General features: G+C 61.4%; 17 protein-coding genes. 3 read left to right on the top strand and 14 right to left on the bottom strand.

The annotated features are described in order from the left end of the window. Window positions 1–72: 72 nt before the first annotated feature. Genes OEG79_RS15730 through catA form a run of 3 tightly spaced genes read left to right on the top strand, consistent with a single transcriptional unit; the run spans window position 73 to window position 2486 of the window. Complete coding sequence (locus OEG79_RS15730; protein WP_264145899.1) at window positions 73–1194, top strand: muconate cycloisomerase family protein; 1122 nt, start codon at window positions 73–75, stop codon at window positions 1192–1194. A gap of 25 nt (window positions 1195–1219) precedes the next feature. Beyond that, entirely contained in the window at window positions 1220–1510 is a 291-nt protein-coding gene (catC, locus tag OEG79_RS15725) for a muconolactone Delta-isomerase (protein WP_264145898.1), read from the top strand. A gap of 40 nt (window positions 1511–1550) precedes the next feature. Continuing rightward, on the top strand, window positions 1551–2486 hold the full coding sequence (gene catA, locus OEG79_RS15720; RefSeq protein WP_264145897.1) for a catechol 1,2-dioxygenase: 936 nt from the start codon (window positions 1551–1553) through the stop codon (window positions 2484–2486). A gap of 193 nt (window positions 2487–2679) precedes the next feature. Here the strand turns inward: catA and OEG79_RS15715 are convergent, their stop codons facing one another. The 14 genes from OEG79_RS15715 to OEG79_RS15650 form a co-directional block, all read right to left on the bottom strand. Next, complete coding sequence (locus OEG79_RS15715; protein ID WP_264145896.1) at window positions 2680–3864, bottom strand: multidrug effflux MFS transporter; 1185 nt, start codon at window positions 3862–3864, stop codon at window positions 2680–2682. Window positions 3865–3905: 41 nt separating this feature from the next. After that, window positions 3906–4613 (bottom strand): AroM family protein, encoded by a 708-nt coding sequence (locus OEG79_RS15710; RefSeq protein ID WP_264145895.1) that lies wholly within the window; start codon window positions 4611–4613, stop codon window positions 3906–3908. A gap of 91 nt (window positions 4614–4704) precedes the next feature. Beyond that, window positions 4705–6018, bottom strand: coding sequence for a TRAP transporter large permease (locus OEG79_RS15705; protein WP_264145894.1), 1314 nt, complete (start codon window positions 6016–6018; stop codon window positions 4705–4707). A gap of 2 nt (window positions 6019–6020) precedes the next feature. Further along, on the bottom strand, window positions 6021–6557 hold the full coding sequence (locus tag OEG79_RS15700) for a TRAP transporter small permease (RefSeq protein WP_264145893.1): 537 nt from the start codon (window positions 6555–6557) through the stop codon (window positions 6021–6023). A gap of 66 nt (window positions 6558–6623) precedes the next feature. Then, window positions 6624–7604, bottom strand: a complete 981-nt coding sequence (gene dctP / locus OEG79_RS15695; protein WP_264145892.1) for a TRAP transporter substrate-binding protein DctP — start codon at window positions 7602–7604, stop codon at window positions 6624–6626. A 129-nt stretch (window positions 7605–7733) separates the two neighbouring features. Then, window positions 7734–9080, bottom strand: a complete 1347-nt coding sequence (locus OEG79_RS15690; protein ID WP_264145891.1) for an OprD family porin — start codon at window positions 9078–9080, stop codon at window positions 7734–7736. Window positions 9081–9253: 173 nt separating this feature from the next. Next, window positions 9254–10264 (bottom strand): asparaginase, encoded by a 1011-nt coding sequence (locus OEG79_RS15685; protein ID WP_264145890.1) that lies wholly within the window; start codon window positions 10262–10264, stop codon window positions 9254–9256. 10 nt (window positions 10265–10274) lie between these two features. Further along, entirely contained in the window at window positions 10275–10634 is a 360-nt protein-coding gene (locus OEG79_RS15680; protein WP_264145889.1) for a non-heme iron oxygenase ferredoxin subunit, read from the bottom strand. 12 nt (window positions 10635–10646) lie between these two features. Further along, window positions 10647–11222 carry a nuclear transport factor 2 family protein gene (locus tag OEG79_RS15675; RefSeq protein WP_264145888.1) on the bottom strand — a complete coding sequence of 192 codons (576 nt, stop codon included), beginning with the start codon at window positions 11220–11222 and terminating at the stop codon, window positions 10647–10649. Further along, the gene (locus tag OEG79_RS15670; RefSeq protein WP_264145887.1) at window positions 11219–12454 is read right to left on the bottom strand and encodes an NAD(P)/FAD-dependent oxidoreductase; all 1236 of its coding nucleotides are present in this window, start codon (window positions 12452–12454) and stop codon (window positions 11219–11221) included. The genes OEG79_RS15675 and OEG79_RS15670 overlap by 4 nt, the downstream gene beginning before the upstream one ends. After that, entirely contained in the window at window positions 12451–12780 is a 330-nt protein-coding gene (locus tag OEG79_RS15665; protein ID WP_264145886.1) for a cupin domain-containing protein, read from the bottom strand. Before OEG79_RS15665 ends, OEG79_RS15670 begins: the two co-directional genes overlap by 4 nt. Next, window positions 12777–13193, bottom strand: coding sequence for a cupin (locus tag OEG79_RS15660; RefSeq protein WP_264145885.1), 417 nt, complete (start codon window positions 13191–13193; stop codon window positions 12777–12779). Before OEG79_RS15660 ends, OEG79_RS15665 begins: the two co-directional genes overlap by 4 nt. A 10-nt stretch (window positions 13194–13203) precedes the next feature. Beyond that, entirely contained in the window at window positions 13204–13584 is a 381-nt protein-coding gene (locus OEG79_RS15655) for a hypothetical protein (RefSeq protein WP_264145884.1), read from the bottom strand. A 5-nt stretch (window positions 13585–13589) separates the two neighbouring features. Beyond that, on the bottom strand, window positions 13590–14879 hold the full coding sequence (locus OEG79_RS15650; RefSeq protein ID WP_264145883.1) for an aromatic ring-hydroxylating oxygenase subunit alpha: 1290 nt from the start codon (window positions 14877–14879) through the stop codon (window positions 13590–13592). Window positions 14880–15276: the final 397 nt, after the last annotated feature.

Here is a 15276-nt window from a genome sequence, read left to right as displayed (position 1 = left end):
GCAATCCTTATCCGCACGCCGCCTCGAGTTCTCCTCAAGCCTAGGTGGCTGAAGTCAAAGGAAATTCGAATAATGACAAACGCACTGATTGAACGCGTCCAGGCCGTTATTGTCGATGTGCCGACGATCCGCCCGCACAAGCTGGCCATGCATACGATGCAGCAGCAGACCATGGTGATTTTGCGGATCACTTGCAGCGATGGCGTTGAGGGTATCGGTGAGGCCACCACCATTGGCGGCCTGGCCTACGGCAACGAAAGCCCGGAAAGCATGAAGGTCAACATCGACGCCTATCTGGCGCCGGCGCTGGTGGGTATGAGCGCCGTTAACATCAACGCCGCCATGCTCAAGCTCGACAAGATTGCCAAGGGCAACACCTTTGCCAAATCTGGCATCGAAAGCGCTTTGCTGGACGCCCAGGGCAAGCGTCTGGGCTTACCGGTTTCAGAACTGCTGGGTGGTCGCGTGCGCGATAGCCTGGAGGTTGCCTGGACGCTCGCCAGTGGTAATACAGCCAAGGACATCGCCGAAGCCGAGAAGATGCTGGAGATCCGCCGTCACCGGCTGTTCAAGCTAAAGATCGGTGCCAACCCGCTGGAGCAGGACCTCAAGCACGTCATCGCCATCAAGCGCGAACTGGGCGATCGCGCCAGCGTACGGGTCGATGTCAACCAGTACTGGGATGAGTCCCAGGCGCTGTATGCCTGCCGGGTACTGGGCGACAACGGCGTCGATCTGATCGAGCAGCCGATTTCGCGCATCAACCGAAGTGGCCAGGTACGCCTGAACCAGCGCAGCTCGGCGCCGATCATGGCCGATGAGTCCATCGAAAGCGTCGAGGACGCCTTCAGCCTGGCCGCAGACGGCGCGGCCAGCATCTTCGCGCTGAAGATCGCCAAGAATGGCGGGCCGCGGGCCGTGCTGCGCACCGCGCAGATCGCTCAGGCCGCCGGTATCGCCCTCTACGGCGGGACCATGCTCGAGGGCTCCGTCGGGACCTTAGCCTCGGCCCATGCTTTCCTCACCCTCAACCAGCTGACATGGGGCACCGAACTCTTCGGGCCGCTGCTACTGACCGAGGAAATCGTCACCCAGGCGCCCGATTATCGGGACTTCCACCTGCATGTACCGCGCACGCCAGGGCTGGGCCTGAGCCTGGACGAACAACAGTTGGCGCGTTTCGCTCGCCGTTAAGGCAATTTCAGAGTAAGGAGAGACCATGCTTTTTCACGTGAAGATGACAGTCAACCTGCCGGTCGACATGAACCCGGAAAAAGCGGCGCAGCTGAAGGCCGACGAGAAGGCTCTGGCCCAGCGCCTGCAGCGCGAGGGCGTGTGGCGTCACCTGTGGCGCATCGCCGGCCACTACGCCAACTACAGCGTATTCGACGTTCCCAGCGTGGAAGCGTTGCACGACGCCCTGATGCAGCTGCCGTTGTTCCCCTACATGGACATCGAGATCGACGGGCTATGCCGCCATCCTTCGTCGATCCATGACGACGACCGCTAAGGCTTAAACACCCTCACAAGAACAATTCGAGGAGCGAAGCATGACTGTAAAAATTTCCCACACTGCCGAAATCACCAGCTTTTTTGAGCAGGCCGCAGGCCTGGGCCAGGAGCAGGGCAACCCGCGGGTCAAGCAGATCGTTTTGCGGCTGGTGCAGGATCTCGCGCGCGTCGTCGAAGACCTGGAAATTACCGAAAGCGAGTTCTGGAAAGCCGTCGACTACCTTAACCGCCTGGGCGCTCGCGGTGAGGCGGGGCTACTGGCTGCGGGTCTCGGCATCGAGCATTTCCTCGATCTGCTGCAGGACGCCAAGGATGAGCAGCAAGGGCTGGTAGGCGGCACGCCACGTACTATCGAAGGACCGCTGTACGTTGCTGGCGCGCCTATGGGCGAGGGCGAGGTTCGCATGGATGATGGAACCGACCCGGGTACCGTCATGTTCCTGCAGGGGCAGGTGATCGATGAGCAGGGCAAGCCGCTGGCTGGCGCCGTGGTTGACCTGTGGCACGCCAATACCAAGGGCAACTACTCTTACTTCGACAGCAGCCAGTCCGACTACAACCTGCGCCGGCGCATCGTCACCGACGCGCAAGGCTACTACCGCGCCCGTACCATCGTGCCCTCAGGCTATGGCTGTGATCCGCAAGGCCCGACCCAGGAATGCCTGGATCTGCTTGGCCGCCACGGCCAGCGACCGGCCCACGTGCATTTCTTCATTTCGGCACCTGGCTACCGTCACCTGACCACGCAGATCAACTTCGAGGGTGACAAGTACCTGTGGGACGATTTTGCCTACGCCACCCGTGACGGGCTGATCGGCGAGCTGCGCATCATCGAAGATGGGGAAGCCGCACGCAGCCGTGGAGTTGCCAGCGATCGATTCGCTGTCATGGATTTCGACTTTCAGTTGCAGCTTGCGACCTCTGCACAAGCAGAGGCTCGCAGCGAGCGTCCACGCGCGTTGCAGAGTGCCTGAATGGCTAATCCCTGACAGTTGATTCGTGCTGTTGGCAAATGGCACACCCTCAAAAGGGGTGTGCCATTTTTTTTGCATCAGGCTGTCATTCAGCTAGCCCATGCCCCCAATTGCCCGTCGTCCTGACCAAGGGAATGGCCGGCAACGGGCGAGGGGCTTGGCGACGGGCTTTAGCGCGCGCCAATGCCTGGGATCAGGACTGGCTGTCAGCGGCAGCCTTGCGTCTGGTTACCTCGGTTGCCGCCAGCGACAGCAGCGCGCAGCCGAAGATCACTCCCAGCATCGGCACCGCAGTGCCATCGTGCAGGGTGGCGACCAAGGCGGAGGCGAGCGCCGCCAGGGTGAATTGCAGGCAGCCCATGAGTGCCGAGGCGCTGCCCGCGATGCGGCCGTGAGTGGCCATGGCGCCCACCATGGCATTGGGGGTCAGCAGCCCAAGGACGGACAGCGCCAGCGTCAGGCTGACCAGGACGGGCCAGAAGTTTCCCGGCATCAGCAGCAGGCAGACAAGAGGCGTTGCGGTGCAGATGATGAACAGCCAGACCACCCGGATCAGCCAGTAGTCGGGGGATTGGTAATTGAGCAGCCTGGCGTTGAGTTGCGCGCCGATGACAAAGCCTATGGCGTTGATGCCGAACAGCCAGCCGTACTGTTCGGGACTCAAGCCGAACAGCTGGATGAACACGAAGGGCGAGCCGGAGATATAGGCAAATTTCGCGGCCAGGGCCATGCCGCCGCTGAACACGTAACCCATGAACGGCTTGTCGCAGAGCAGGGTGCCATAGGCCTTGAGGGCGCCGGATAGCGGCGCGGGCGGCTCGTTGGGGTCGCGGGTCTCGGGCAGCCCCACCAGCACGGCGACCCAGCACAGCGCGCTGAAGATCGCCAGGCTGATGAAAATCGACTCCCAGCCAAAACGCTCCAGCAGCAGCGCGCCGCCAAGGGGCGCCAGCATGGGCGCGGCGCCCATGATCAGCATCAGTTGCGAAAACACCTTGGCCGAGTTGATCGGGTCGCACAGATCCCGGGTAACGGCCCGGCCGATGACCATCCCGGCGCAGCCCCCGAGCGCCTGGAGGAAACGCAGGCCGATCAGCCATTCAAGGCTGGTGGCCAGGGCGCAGGCCAGCGACGTCAGGGTAAAGATGCCGACACCCACCAACATGGGGATGCGCCGGCCGAAGCGGTCCGACAGGGAGCCGTAGATGATCTGGCCGATGGCCAGTCCGATGAAATAGGACGCCAGCGAGTGCTGGATATTCTCCACATCCGTGGAGAAGGCCGTAGCCATGGCTGGAAAGCTGGGCAGGTAGAAATCGACCGCCAGGGGCCCGAAGGCGCTCAGGGCGGCGATGATGAACAGAATGCTGTTGGTCATTTATAAGGTGCCCACAGGCTCTTTCGGACCTGTTTCAGGGTTCAGGAAGCCAGCAGGGAGCCGTAGCCGGACGGACGTTCGGAGATGCCCAGCTGCCTCAGGCAATGCCAGAGCAGGGCCTGGTTGCTGGAGATAACTGGCAATTGCAGGCGCTCTTCGATGCGCTGTAACTGAGCGGCGATCTGGATGCCGGAACAGCTGATCAGCAGACCGTCGATTGGCGCACCGGCGAACTTCTCGGCCATCTCGAACCAATGTTGCGAGCTGAGGCTGCCTTGCTCGATGGGGCTGTGGCAGGGCGTGGCGTGCTCGACCACCACCTCTATGCCGTACCGCGCCAAGTAGGCCATCTCAGCCTGCCTCACCTCCAGCGGGTAGGGTGTCAGCAGGCCGATACGCTGCATCCTTTGCTGGGGCAGGGCCGCCAGTACCGCGTCGATGGTGGTCACAGCCGGCTTGGCTGTGGCGCTGAGCAGCCGGCGACGCAGTTGCTCCGGGCCGGCCATCATGGTGACAGCCGTGCAGTTGACGGCGATAAGGTCGACACCGGCGTCAGCCAGCAGGTAGGCATGCTGCTCCAGGTGTGCGCAGAAAGCGTGGTGCTGGTTGATGTCAGTTTTCTTGAAGGGCACGCGCGTGGTCAGGAACTGCACGCCCTCCGGTGCCATCAGTTGTATTTCGTAATCGCACAGGCCAGCGGATGGATAGAGTTGACCGATTCTGGCGCGTGTTCCAAATCCCAGGCTCATGTTTAGACTCTCGGCATAAATCTGGGCCCTGTCGGGCCTGCCCACCGGGCTGATCTCGTAAACGGGCCGAGACGGCCCGTTTGACGTAGCGCTACAGCAGCATCGATGGCAGCCAACTGGTGATGATCGGGAAGGCCATGATCAATCCCAGAACCAGCACCTCCAGCAGGATGAAGGGCGTTACCGACGCATAGATGTTTTGCAGTGTGGTGCCTTTTGGGGCGATGCCTTGCATGACGAAGATCAGCAGCCCTAAAGGCGGGGTACAGAGGCTCATCTCCAGCACGATCAGCAGCATCACGCCGAACCATACCGGCTCGATACCCGCGCTAAGGGCGATGGGCATGAAAATCGGCAGGGTCAACATCATCATGCTCACCTGCTCCATGAAACAACCCAGCACCAGCAGAATGGCCAGCATCGCCAGCAGCAGAGCGAATGATGACAGCCCCAGCTCGGCGACGAACATCGAGATCGAATGGGTGGCGCCGGAGAAGGCCAAGATCTGCGAGAAGGTGGACGAGGCGCAAATGACGAACAGAATCATGGCCGAGAACTTCATTGTCTCGGTGATCGAGTCGATCAGCGCTCTGAAGCTCAGGGAGCGGTACAGAGCAGCGGCCAGGATACTCGCCAGCGAGCCCAGTGCCGCGGATTCGGTCGGCGTGGCGATACCGGCAACCATGCTGCCGACCACCGCGACGAAAATGCCGCCCAGGGGCACGACGTACTTGAAGAAAGGCAGCAGGCGATCGGACCAGGAGCGGTCTTCCACTTCATAGGCCGGCGCAAGGCTCGGGTTAACCATGCAGCGCGCGATGATGTAGACGAAGAACAGCACCGCCATCATCGCCGCTGGCACAATGGCCGCAATCAGCAGCTGATTGATGGAAATCTTGCCCAGGCTGCCCAGCAGTACGGCCAGGCCCGATGGTGGGATCAGCATGGCGATACCACCCACCGCCATGATCGGACCCATGGATATGCCCGGCGCGTAACCCCGCTCTTTCATTTCCGGCAGCAAGGTCTTGCCCAGCACCGCGGTGTTGGCGAGCGTCGAGCCGGACAGGGTGGCGAACACGGTACCACCGGTAACGGCGATCAGCGACAGGCGCCCGGGGACGCGGCTGAACAGCCGGTCCACGGCGTCGATCGCCCGTGCTGCAATCTTGGTATGCAGCATGATCTCGCCCATGAACACGAAGAGCACGATGGGCGCCAACGCGTATTGGGCGACCGAGCCCTGCATGTTGCGCACCATCTGCATGATGCCCACGTCTCCGCCCATGACGAAGAACGCACCTATCAGGTTGACGACCAGAAAGGAGAAAACGATCGGCAGGCCCAGCAGCAGAAAAAATATCACGCCGCCGAACATCAGAATCAGCGTTGTTACCCAGTCCATACTCAGGCCTCCACGTTAGGCAGGTTGGCGAGCGCCTCTGCCTCGAACTTCATGATGTAAGCGTCACGCTCAACCTTGGCCATGCGTAGAACCACTTCGATAAACATCAGCAGCATGCTCAGCGGCACCTGCCATTGCAGCCACCAATCCGGGAATTCCAGTTCCTTGTAGATGTGCTCGTCGCGCATGAAGGACTCGCCCAGCACGATCAGCGAGTAATAGAAAATTACCCCGCAGATGAACAGCATCAGCAGGTTGACGATGAGCTGCGCGCCGCTCTTGCAGGCGCCCTTGAGGTTGGACGCGAGGAAGTCGACCTTGATGTGTTTGTTGCGTGCCAGGAGCCACGGGGCGCCCAGTACCGCGATGATGAAGAGTCCGTATTCGGACAGGTCGATGACGCCCCGAAACAGACCCCAGCCCAGAGAGCGGAAGATGGCTTCGGCGCCAATGATGACGATTAGCAACGCAACACAGACTGCCGCCAGCACCGCGCAGGTATTGACCAGGAAATAGAAGCTTCGCAGAAAAAGGTGCATAGATAACTCTCTTGCCGGTTATGGCAGGGCAGAACACGGCTGCCCCCGGAAGGGGCAGCCTCAGTCTTACTTGACCAGCAGGGATTTCAGCCGGGGGATGTTGTTGGGGCTGAGCCTTTCGAGTTCAGCCCAGTACACATCGGAGGCCTGTTGCGCGAACTCGGGGCCGAGGTCCACCACCTTGATGCCGCGCTCCTCATGCAGCGCGCGCGTTCGGGCGTTTTCCTCCTGGGTGTAAACCAGCAGCTCCTGTTCGAACCAGCTGACGGCGTCCTTGAGCACCGCCTGATGCTCGGGCGACAGGCTCTTCCACTTGCGGTCATTAATCAGCACGTTGATCACGACGTTGTAGAAGCCTGGCTCGACGCGGGTCTTGGTCATCTCGTCCCAGCTGAAGTCTTCGATACCCCAGAGACCGAAGCCGTAACCCTGCACGACGTTACGCTCCAGCGCGGTGTAGAGCTCCGGAACCGAAACCGTGGCGGAGCTCATTCCCAAGGTGGTGAAGAATGGCACGTGGATCGGCTGGGTGCGCACGCGCAGGCCCTTGAGATCCGCTGCGCTGGAAATGTCCTTGTTCAGGAACAGGTGGAAGGGCACGCCAGTGCCATAGGTGGTCAGCGCGAAGCCGTTCAGGCGTTTAATCAGAATTTCGTTCAGTGCATCGTAACCGCCCGACGCGCGCTGCTCGGCCAGGGTCATGTTGGACAGGTCCTGAGCGTTCACCTCGACCATTGCCGACTTGTAGGTCCCTGGTGGGGTGACGACCATGTCGACCATGCCCGAGCGCAGGGCATTGGGTTGCTCCGAGGCGGGCAGCGCTTCCGGCCCGATCAGGCGGATCTTCACCTTGCCGGACTGGTTCACGCGCTCGGCGAACATCTCAAATGGCTTGCTCCATTTGGTGTCCACCGTGACGAACACTGCTGCACGCAGTTCGATTTCCGAGGCGCTCGCAAAAGGAGTTGCCAGGGCAAACGAACTGATGACGGCGGCGCACAGGGTGCCTTTGAATTTTCGGACTAACGCGGATTTTGACAGGCTCATTTTTCTTATCTCGTAAAAGTGCCGCAGGGCAGTTTTGCTTCCTGCCTGGTGAGGCCAGACCGACGCCTCGCAGGCAATTGATTCTGGCATTCATCAGGCAAGAAACGAACCATATTCGCTTAAGAGGTTTTAAAAAATGTTAATGGGGTAATCGACCATGACGCGCAGCTCGTTCATGTCTTCACGAGCTTCGTTGCCGTTGCCCCGATGCAAGGCGTGGCGAACCCGGAAACTGAGGTTCTTGGCTGCACCACTCTGCACCACGTAGCGTGCTTCGAGGTTCTGTTCCCAGTGCTTGGCGCCGGACTGGTAGCGGCCGGCATACATGCTGTCCGCCTGGATGTGGCTGCCGTCGCCGCCTGTGCCGCGGATATAGCGCGCCATCAGGCCCAGGCCCGGCACCCCGAACGCCGCCATGTCGACGTCGTAGCGCAGCTGCCAGGACTTTTCCCGGGGCGCGTTGAAGTCGTGGATCTGCACGTTGTTAGCTAGCTGGGGCAGGGTGGTCAGGCCATCGCTGAAGCCCAGGTAATCGAATGGCGAGTCGCCTTGTACCGATTGGTGAGCGACGGAAAAGGTGTGTGCTCCGGTCTTGTAGCCAACCATCAGCGACCAGGTGGTATTGTCGATCTTCCCGCCGCGCTCGGCACCGCTTTCGTGGGTGTCGTAAAGCACGAAGTTGGTGCGCAGGCTTCTGCCTGCATCAATCTGGTGCACGTACTGTGCCATGGCCAGATATTGCTGCCACAGGTCCTCGGCTTTCATCCCGTACAGGCTGGTCTTCAAGTTGCCGTTGGCATAGTTGACGCCGTAGATGTTCAGCGAGTCGGTAGCGGGGCGCGTACCGTACTGGCTGTGGATAGTGGAGGTGTGGTCGTTCTGCGCAGCCGAACGGCCGGAGGTCACGCGGGAGGCTTCGAAGCTTAAGTTGTCCAGCTCGCGGCTGACGATGTTCCAGCCGCGAACGGTCGAGTTGAACAGGCGGATGGCGCCCTGGTCGGTCATGAAGATGGGCGAGGTCAGCTCCATGTCACCGTATTTGAGTACGGTGTCGGAGACCCGGGCTTTGGCTGCCAAGCCGGCGACGGAGTAGTCGTCCTGGGGTTCGCCTTGTTTGTTGGTAGGCAACAGACCGGTGTTTGTCTTGCCCTTGCCGCTGTCAAGTTTCATGCCGAGGAAGGCGTGTGCGTCGATGCCGAAGCCTACGGTGCCCTGGGTAAAGCCGGAGCTGTAATAGCTCAGGAAGCCCTGGGCCCACTCACCGCGATAGCCGTTGGTGGTGCCGGCGGCGCGGTTCATGTTGGAGGTGCCGTTGCGGTAGTCACGGTTGAAGTAGTAATTGCGCACCAACAGCTTTAGCGAACTGTCTTCGATAAAGCCTGCGCTCTGGCTCTGCGCGGAGGAAGCGGCGGCGGTGGTGCTCACACTAGCCACGGCTGCTGCCAGGGCGCAGTAATACAGTGCAGATCGGCTCATTCCTTTATTCACCTTGCGTAAATTCATGCATTCACAGCCCGGAGCGAGCGCTGTTGCGTCGCCTGGGTGTGCGGTTTTGTTGTTAGGGCAGGAAGTACTAAGTGGTGGGATGCCTTTTGTTGTTATTGATCTAGGTTGGTGGCGCTTTTGCGCCACTCGGAATGCGCTTGCGTTCAGCCTGCTAGCAGCCAGTGCTGCAGTTGGGCGGAGTCTTTGGTTTGAGTCAGGGCGAGCATCATCAGGATGCGCAGCTTGTGCGGGCTGAGGTCGCCGCCGGCGAGCACGCCCGCCCGCAGCAGAAAGTCCTGCACAGGGACGTTGCCACGCATGGCGCGAGTCGACTGCACGACCACCACCCCCTGACGTACGGCTTCGGCCAATGCCGCCGCTTCACCGGATGACGGACGTCCCGGCGCCAGCCCGGCGCTGATAATGGCCTGGCTGCCTGCTGCCACCAGAGCCTGGATCGGCACGCCGTCGCAGCCTGCGTAGGAGAGCACGATGTCCACGCGGGGAAGGCTTTCCACGCGCGCCAGATCGAACTGGGTGCTCCAGGAATTGGCCGGCAGCAGGCGCCGCCAATGCACCTGGGCCGTGGCGTCGACCTGAGCAATCGGGCCGAAAGGCACTGCCTCGAAGGCAGCCAGGTCGAAGCTCGAGCTCTTGGTCACGTCGCGGGCGCTGTAGACCTTGTTGTCCATCACCACCAGGGCGCCGCACTCGCGCGCCTGCGGGCTGGCTGCGACGGCGAGCGCCGCCCGCAGGTTGGCTGGTACATCAGTACCGGCAGTATTGGAGGGGCGCTGCGCACCGGTGATGACCAGGCCCATGTCCAGGTTCAGTGCCAGGTCTAGGAAGTAAGCGGTCTCTTCCAGGGTGGCCGTGCCGTGGGTGATGACGAAGCCATCAATGTCCGGGTGTTCCTGGGCGGTCTGCTCGATCAGGCGAGCCAGCTCCAGCCAGTCTGTCGGCGTGATGGAGACGCTCCCCAGCGCGCGGAAGGCGATGGGCAGCAAGTCGACGTGGGGAGCCAGTTCGCCCAGCTCATCGAGCAGGGTGTCGATGGGCAGAACGATTTGACTTTCACCGTATTCGACCCAGTCGAAACGATGCCGGGCCTGCATGGCGAAGGTGCCGCCGGTGCCTATGACTGCAATCTTGGGACGCGTGTTTTCCAGGCTCATAGGCTGCTCCTTACAGGTTCAGTTGGACGAATACGACGCCGTTTTCGACGCGTACGTTGTGCACGCGGGTGTCCTTGATCAGCGGGCTGCACAGTGCCTTGCCGTCGCGCACATCGAAGGCGCCGGCGTGCAGAGGACATTCGATTTCATGGCCTTCCAGGTCGCCTTCGCTGAGCAGGGCGTTGCCGTGGGTGCAGATGTCATCGACGCAGTACACTTGGTCGTCGACGTAGAACAGGCCGATCTTCAGGCCGTTGATCACGGTGCCGTAGCACTGACCGTCGTCGAACAGATCGTCCAGCGCGCCCAGTTCAATCCAGGCATCAGCTGCAGGGGCGGTGGTGTAAATCAGGTTTTCCGATGCGCTCATGATTCGTAGCTCTTACTGACCGGTCGATGAGGCCGGTTCGGGGTCGTTGAGAGGGAGGCGCGCTTTGTCCAGGCTGGGCAGGTCCGGATACAGAGGCATGCAGCCCTGGTTGGCCGGCATCACATGCAGCCCGGTGAAGCGCATGGAGTCGATCAGCCAGCCCTGTTCGTTGCAGCGGGCATAGGTTTCGTGGGTGGTGGCGGTCAGGAATATCGCTTCGCCGTTGTCTTCGCGCAGGGCCAGCTGCCAGAGCTGCCAGGTGGCTGAGGCATGCGTCAGGTCGTTGGCGATGGTGATCTGCGGGCTCAGGTAGTAATGGGCCGCCCAGCACCAGGGTGAGCTTTCAAACCATTGCGCCAGGGCTGTACGGCCAGTCCGGTCGCCGCCGAATTCGCCGCCGAACCACACCGCCTGCTCGGTGAAGCAGGCTGCCTGCTGCTGCGCCAGCTCACGCATGCGCGCAGCTGGCTGGCGCTGGTAGTTGCCGGTGTACTTGGCATCGGCCAGCGCGCTGTAATGCGCCTTGAGGCCACGGATGGCTTCGATGGCTTCCAGACGCAGCACGCGCTGCAGCAGGTCCGGGCTCATGCGACCAGCTTCTTCAGCGCGGTCTTGCTGTCGGCCAGCAATTGGCTGTCGATCAGCGCACGGGAGTTGATCAGCGCTTCCAGGGGCTTGCGGTCCTTGGCCTGGTTGATCATCACGCCGCCCACCACACGGCTTTCCTTGAGCAGTACCCAGGTGGCCTGGTGTTCGGCCGGGTTGCCGCGCAGCACCTGCTGATCGAAGTCTTCGACGGAGCCGACCACTTGCAGGTTGTGGTTGAACTGGTCGCTCCACATCCAGGGGATCTCGTGGTACGACTCGTTTTGACCGACGATCTGCAGGGCCGCGGCACGCGCCTGGTTTTCGGCGTTACGCCAGGTTTCCTGGCGCATGTGCCGGCCGTAGAAGGGGCTGAAGGTATTGGCCACGTCACCGACGGCATAGCACCAGGGCTCGGAAGGGCTGCGGCAGAATTCGTCGACCACGACGCCGTTGTCGCACTCGATGCCAGCGGCCTGGGCAAAGTAAATCTCGCATTCGATGCCCACGGCCACCAACACCTGGTCCGCCCAGACCTGGAAGGTGCTGCCATCCTCACGCTTTGCCTGGATGGCGTACTGCTCATTGACCTTGGCGATCGCCTGCGGGCGGACCGACGACTGCAGGTCTACCCCAGCGTCGAGGTGGAGCTGGCGAAGCCAGGCTGAGGCATCCGCTGGCAGGCAGCGGCGCATGACCCGGTCACCGACATCCAGCACCGTGGCCTTGACGCCCAGCTGGGTGGCGCTGGCTGCCACTTCCATGCCGATGACGCCGCCGCCGATGATGGCAACGCTTTTTGCCTGTTTCAGGGCATCGGCCAGCTGATGGCAATCGGTAATGGTGCGCAACACATGCAGGCCCGGCAAGTCACCGCCGGGTATGTTCAGGGTGCGTGCCGCGCCACCGGTGGCGATGACCAGATCGTCGAACGCGATCTGGTTACCGTCGCTCAGGGTGACGCTGCGCTGAGCACGGTTGAGCTCGATCACGCGGCCCACCACGCGCTGAAGGCGCGGGGTTTCGTTCCAGAACGTCACTGGCCCGAGGGTCAGCTCATCGCTGCTCTGCTTGCCGAGCAGCACGTCCTTGGACAGCGCCGGACGTTCATAGGGGGCATGGGATTCTTCGCCCACCAGAATTACCTGGCAATGTTCGTCTAGCGCGATCAGGTTCTGCGCCACGCGGCCGCCCGCATGTCCTGCGCCCACGATCAGGACGCGCTTGCCGCTCATGCAGGGACCTGCTCTGTCAGGCGTACCACGGCGCGGTACAGCACGCCGGTGGCACTCAGGCAACGCCACTGGCGCGGCTCGTGGGGCGGGATCACGATGGCTTCGCCGGCGCTGAGCTCGTAGTGCTCGCCAGCGGCGTCGACCGCGAAGCTGCCTTCCAGGATCGCGCCGACTTCCTCGCCGAGGTCGGGCAGGCCGCCTTCGACGGTTTCACCCTCGGCGAAGGTGCGCAGCTGCAGTTCGAACTTGTCGCCGCTGAGGCCGGTTTTGCCGCTCTCGGCTTCGGCCAGCGGCGGGGTTACCAGGCAATGTTCCAGGCTGCTCATGCGCGTGCCTCCCGATCTTTGAGGGGGTAGTAGGGCACGCTGTCTTCCGGGCCGAATTCGGGGCGTGGAGGAGTGACCACGTTCAGGCGCATGCTCACGCCCTCGGCCCCGAAGCGGTTGCTGCCGTAATGATCCAGCTCGGCCGGGATGATCATGGCGCTGCGTTGCGCCATCTTCACTTCAGGGTCGCCAGGTGTGCCCTGGCCCTCGAAGACCGAACACTCGCCAACGATCTGCAGCGAGGCTTCTTCACCGTGGTGGTGCGATTTGGCCGGCAGGTCGTGGCCGACCTTTTCAACGAACTTGACGATGGAAACGCTGATGTTCTGGCCGAACAGGTGCTTCATGTACAGGCCATCGACAACCACTTCCTTCAGCCCGTCGTCGATTCCGAATACTCTGCATTTAGGCATCTGTGACTCCTTAGAATTTGGGCTTCATGTTGAAGTCTTCCTCGGCCACGAAGCGGCGCGGGTCGAAGCCCCAGACCACTTCCTGCTGGCCATAGAACTCCACGGCTGGGGCGACTTCGGCGAGGGAAAGCAGCAGCTTGAGTAGGGTTTCGTCGACTTCGTCGAACTCGCTCATGGGCTTGCGGTTAACGAAGGCGATCAGCGCGTCCATGTGCGCCAGCATGGTGTCGGCGAAGGCACGGATGGCTTCCATGGGCTGCGCGTGGCGCTGGACGTTGCGCGCGGTCTCGGTGTCGAGGGCCCACAGGCTGACGAAGGGTTGCAGGCTGGCAAAGGCTTCAGGCAGTTGCACGACCGGGTTGTCGAGGTTGAGAGTGGCGATCAGGTTCATGCGTGTTACTCCGCGCTGGCCTTGGGCTGGTTTTTGTTCAACATGCGCTCGACGGCGTGATACGAGTGGCGCACCAGGATCTCGCTGTCTTGCAGCAGCATGAATTTCTTGGCGCCGGTCTCGGCAGCCTTCTGGGTGCGCTCGACGGTGCTCATGTCCTCGAGCAGTACGTCACGCAGCGCGACCTTCATGTACTCCAGGAAGAAGCGGCCGCCGGCAGTGGTCATTTCCGGGTAGAACACGCGGCACTCGATGCGGGTCTTGTTGTGCGCGGTGGGGCGGAAGGTGTAGCACTGGAAATAGTTCGGACGCAGCGACAGATAGAGGTCCGGGAAGACCACGTTGATGTCGAACAACCAGTTCGGACTCTTCGTCCAGTTCATGCCTTCGGGCAGTGCGTCGAGCGGGAAATCATGCTTGGCGCTGCCAATCGCGGCGCGCAGTGCAGCGGCTGAAATCGGACGGGTCTTGGCAGCTTCGGATAGTGCTTCCTCGGCAGCAGCGCCACCTTCGGTGACTGCCTTCGGGTTGCCGTAGACCGATTTCTGGTTGCCGCCCAGGGACAGTCGACGGTGGTATTCGCCACAGAGCGCATCCAGCGGCGGCATAGCGCCGTTCTCGGATTTTTCCACCGCGTCGGCGATCGACAGACCGTGGATATAGGCGACGTGGTAGGCCTCCTGGAAGGCGTCCAGCGCCAGTTTCCAGTTGCAGTTAACTTCCGAAACCCAGGAAAAACCGGCGGTCATTTTCTCGAAGGGATAGCCTTCGATGCAGCCGAACATCGGCTTAAGGTATTCGTCCAGCGACTCGCTCGGATTCGGGTCCAGGTTGATGAAGATGAAACCCTGCCAGACCTGGCAGGCCACACGCTCCAGGCCATGCTCCTTCTTGTCCAGATCGAAGAAGCACTCCTCTTCCGGAACGCCGGTCAGGTTGCCGTCAAGATCGAACGCCCAGCCGTGGAACTTGCAGGCGAACTTGCGGGTGTTGCCGCATTTTTCGTAGGCGATCTGGTTCAGGCGGTGCGAGCACACGTTGTGCATCGCGTTGATCTCACCCTTCTTGTTGCGAACGATGATGATCGAGGCGTTGGCGCAGTCCAGGTCCTTGACGATGTAGTCACCCGCCTTGGGAATCTCTTCCACCCGGCCTACGTGCAGCCAAGTCTTCTTGAAAATCGCTTCTTTCTCCCGCTCGTAATACTCAGGCGAAATGTATGGCGCTGAAGGTATTGGCCCTTTCCCCAGCTCCGGGTAGCGATCGGTGATAAAGCGCAAGGTGTTGTCAGTCATGGAAATCCCTTCAGGCGATGGAGGACGTCATTAGTGAATATGATTCTCTAATCCAGAAAAAAGATTGTCAATCGCTTTTCGGCTGACTTGGATCAATACGCCTGTAGCCCGCCATATGGCTGGCCTTTAAGAGTTTTTGGCGCAATTAGTACGCTCCGGCTTGGTGCGGAAGGGGGGATTGCTGGTAGCAAGTTGGTGCAAAAACGTGCGGCTTTATTTTTTGATTGCGCGGTGGCTGATGCGTCGATGCCGACGGCCTCGCTTCGGCCGAGCGGACGTTATCGAAGGCGCTCAGGCGCCTGCTGGCAGCGCGCGTGCGGAGCAATAGGAGTAAAGGCGTCAGCTGAGCAGCCGGCCGCGCGATGGTGGGGCAGGCTCGCGGCAGATTACGGAGGAG

Source organism: Pseudomonas sp. Z8(2022), from assembly GCF_025837155.1.
GTDB lineage: Bacteria > Pseudomonadota > Gammaproteobacteria > Pseudomonadales > Pseudomonadaceae > Aquipseudomonas.
Note: the sequence above shows the minus strand (reverse complement) of the source record. Positions and strands in the feature narration are given on the sequence as shown.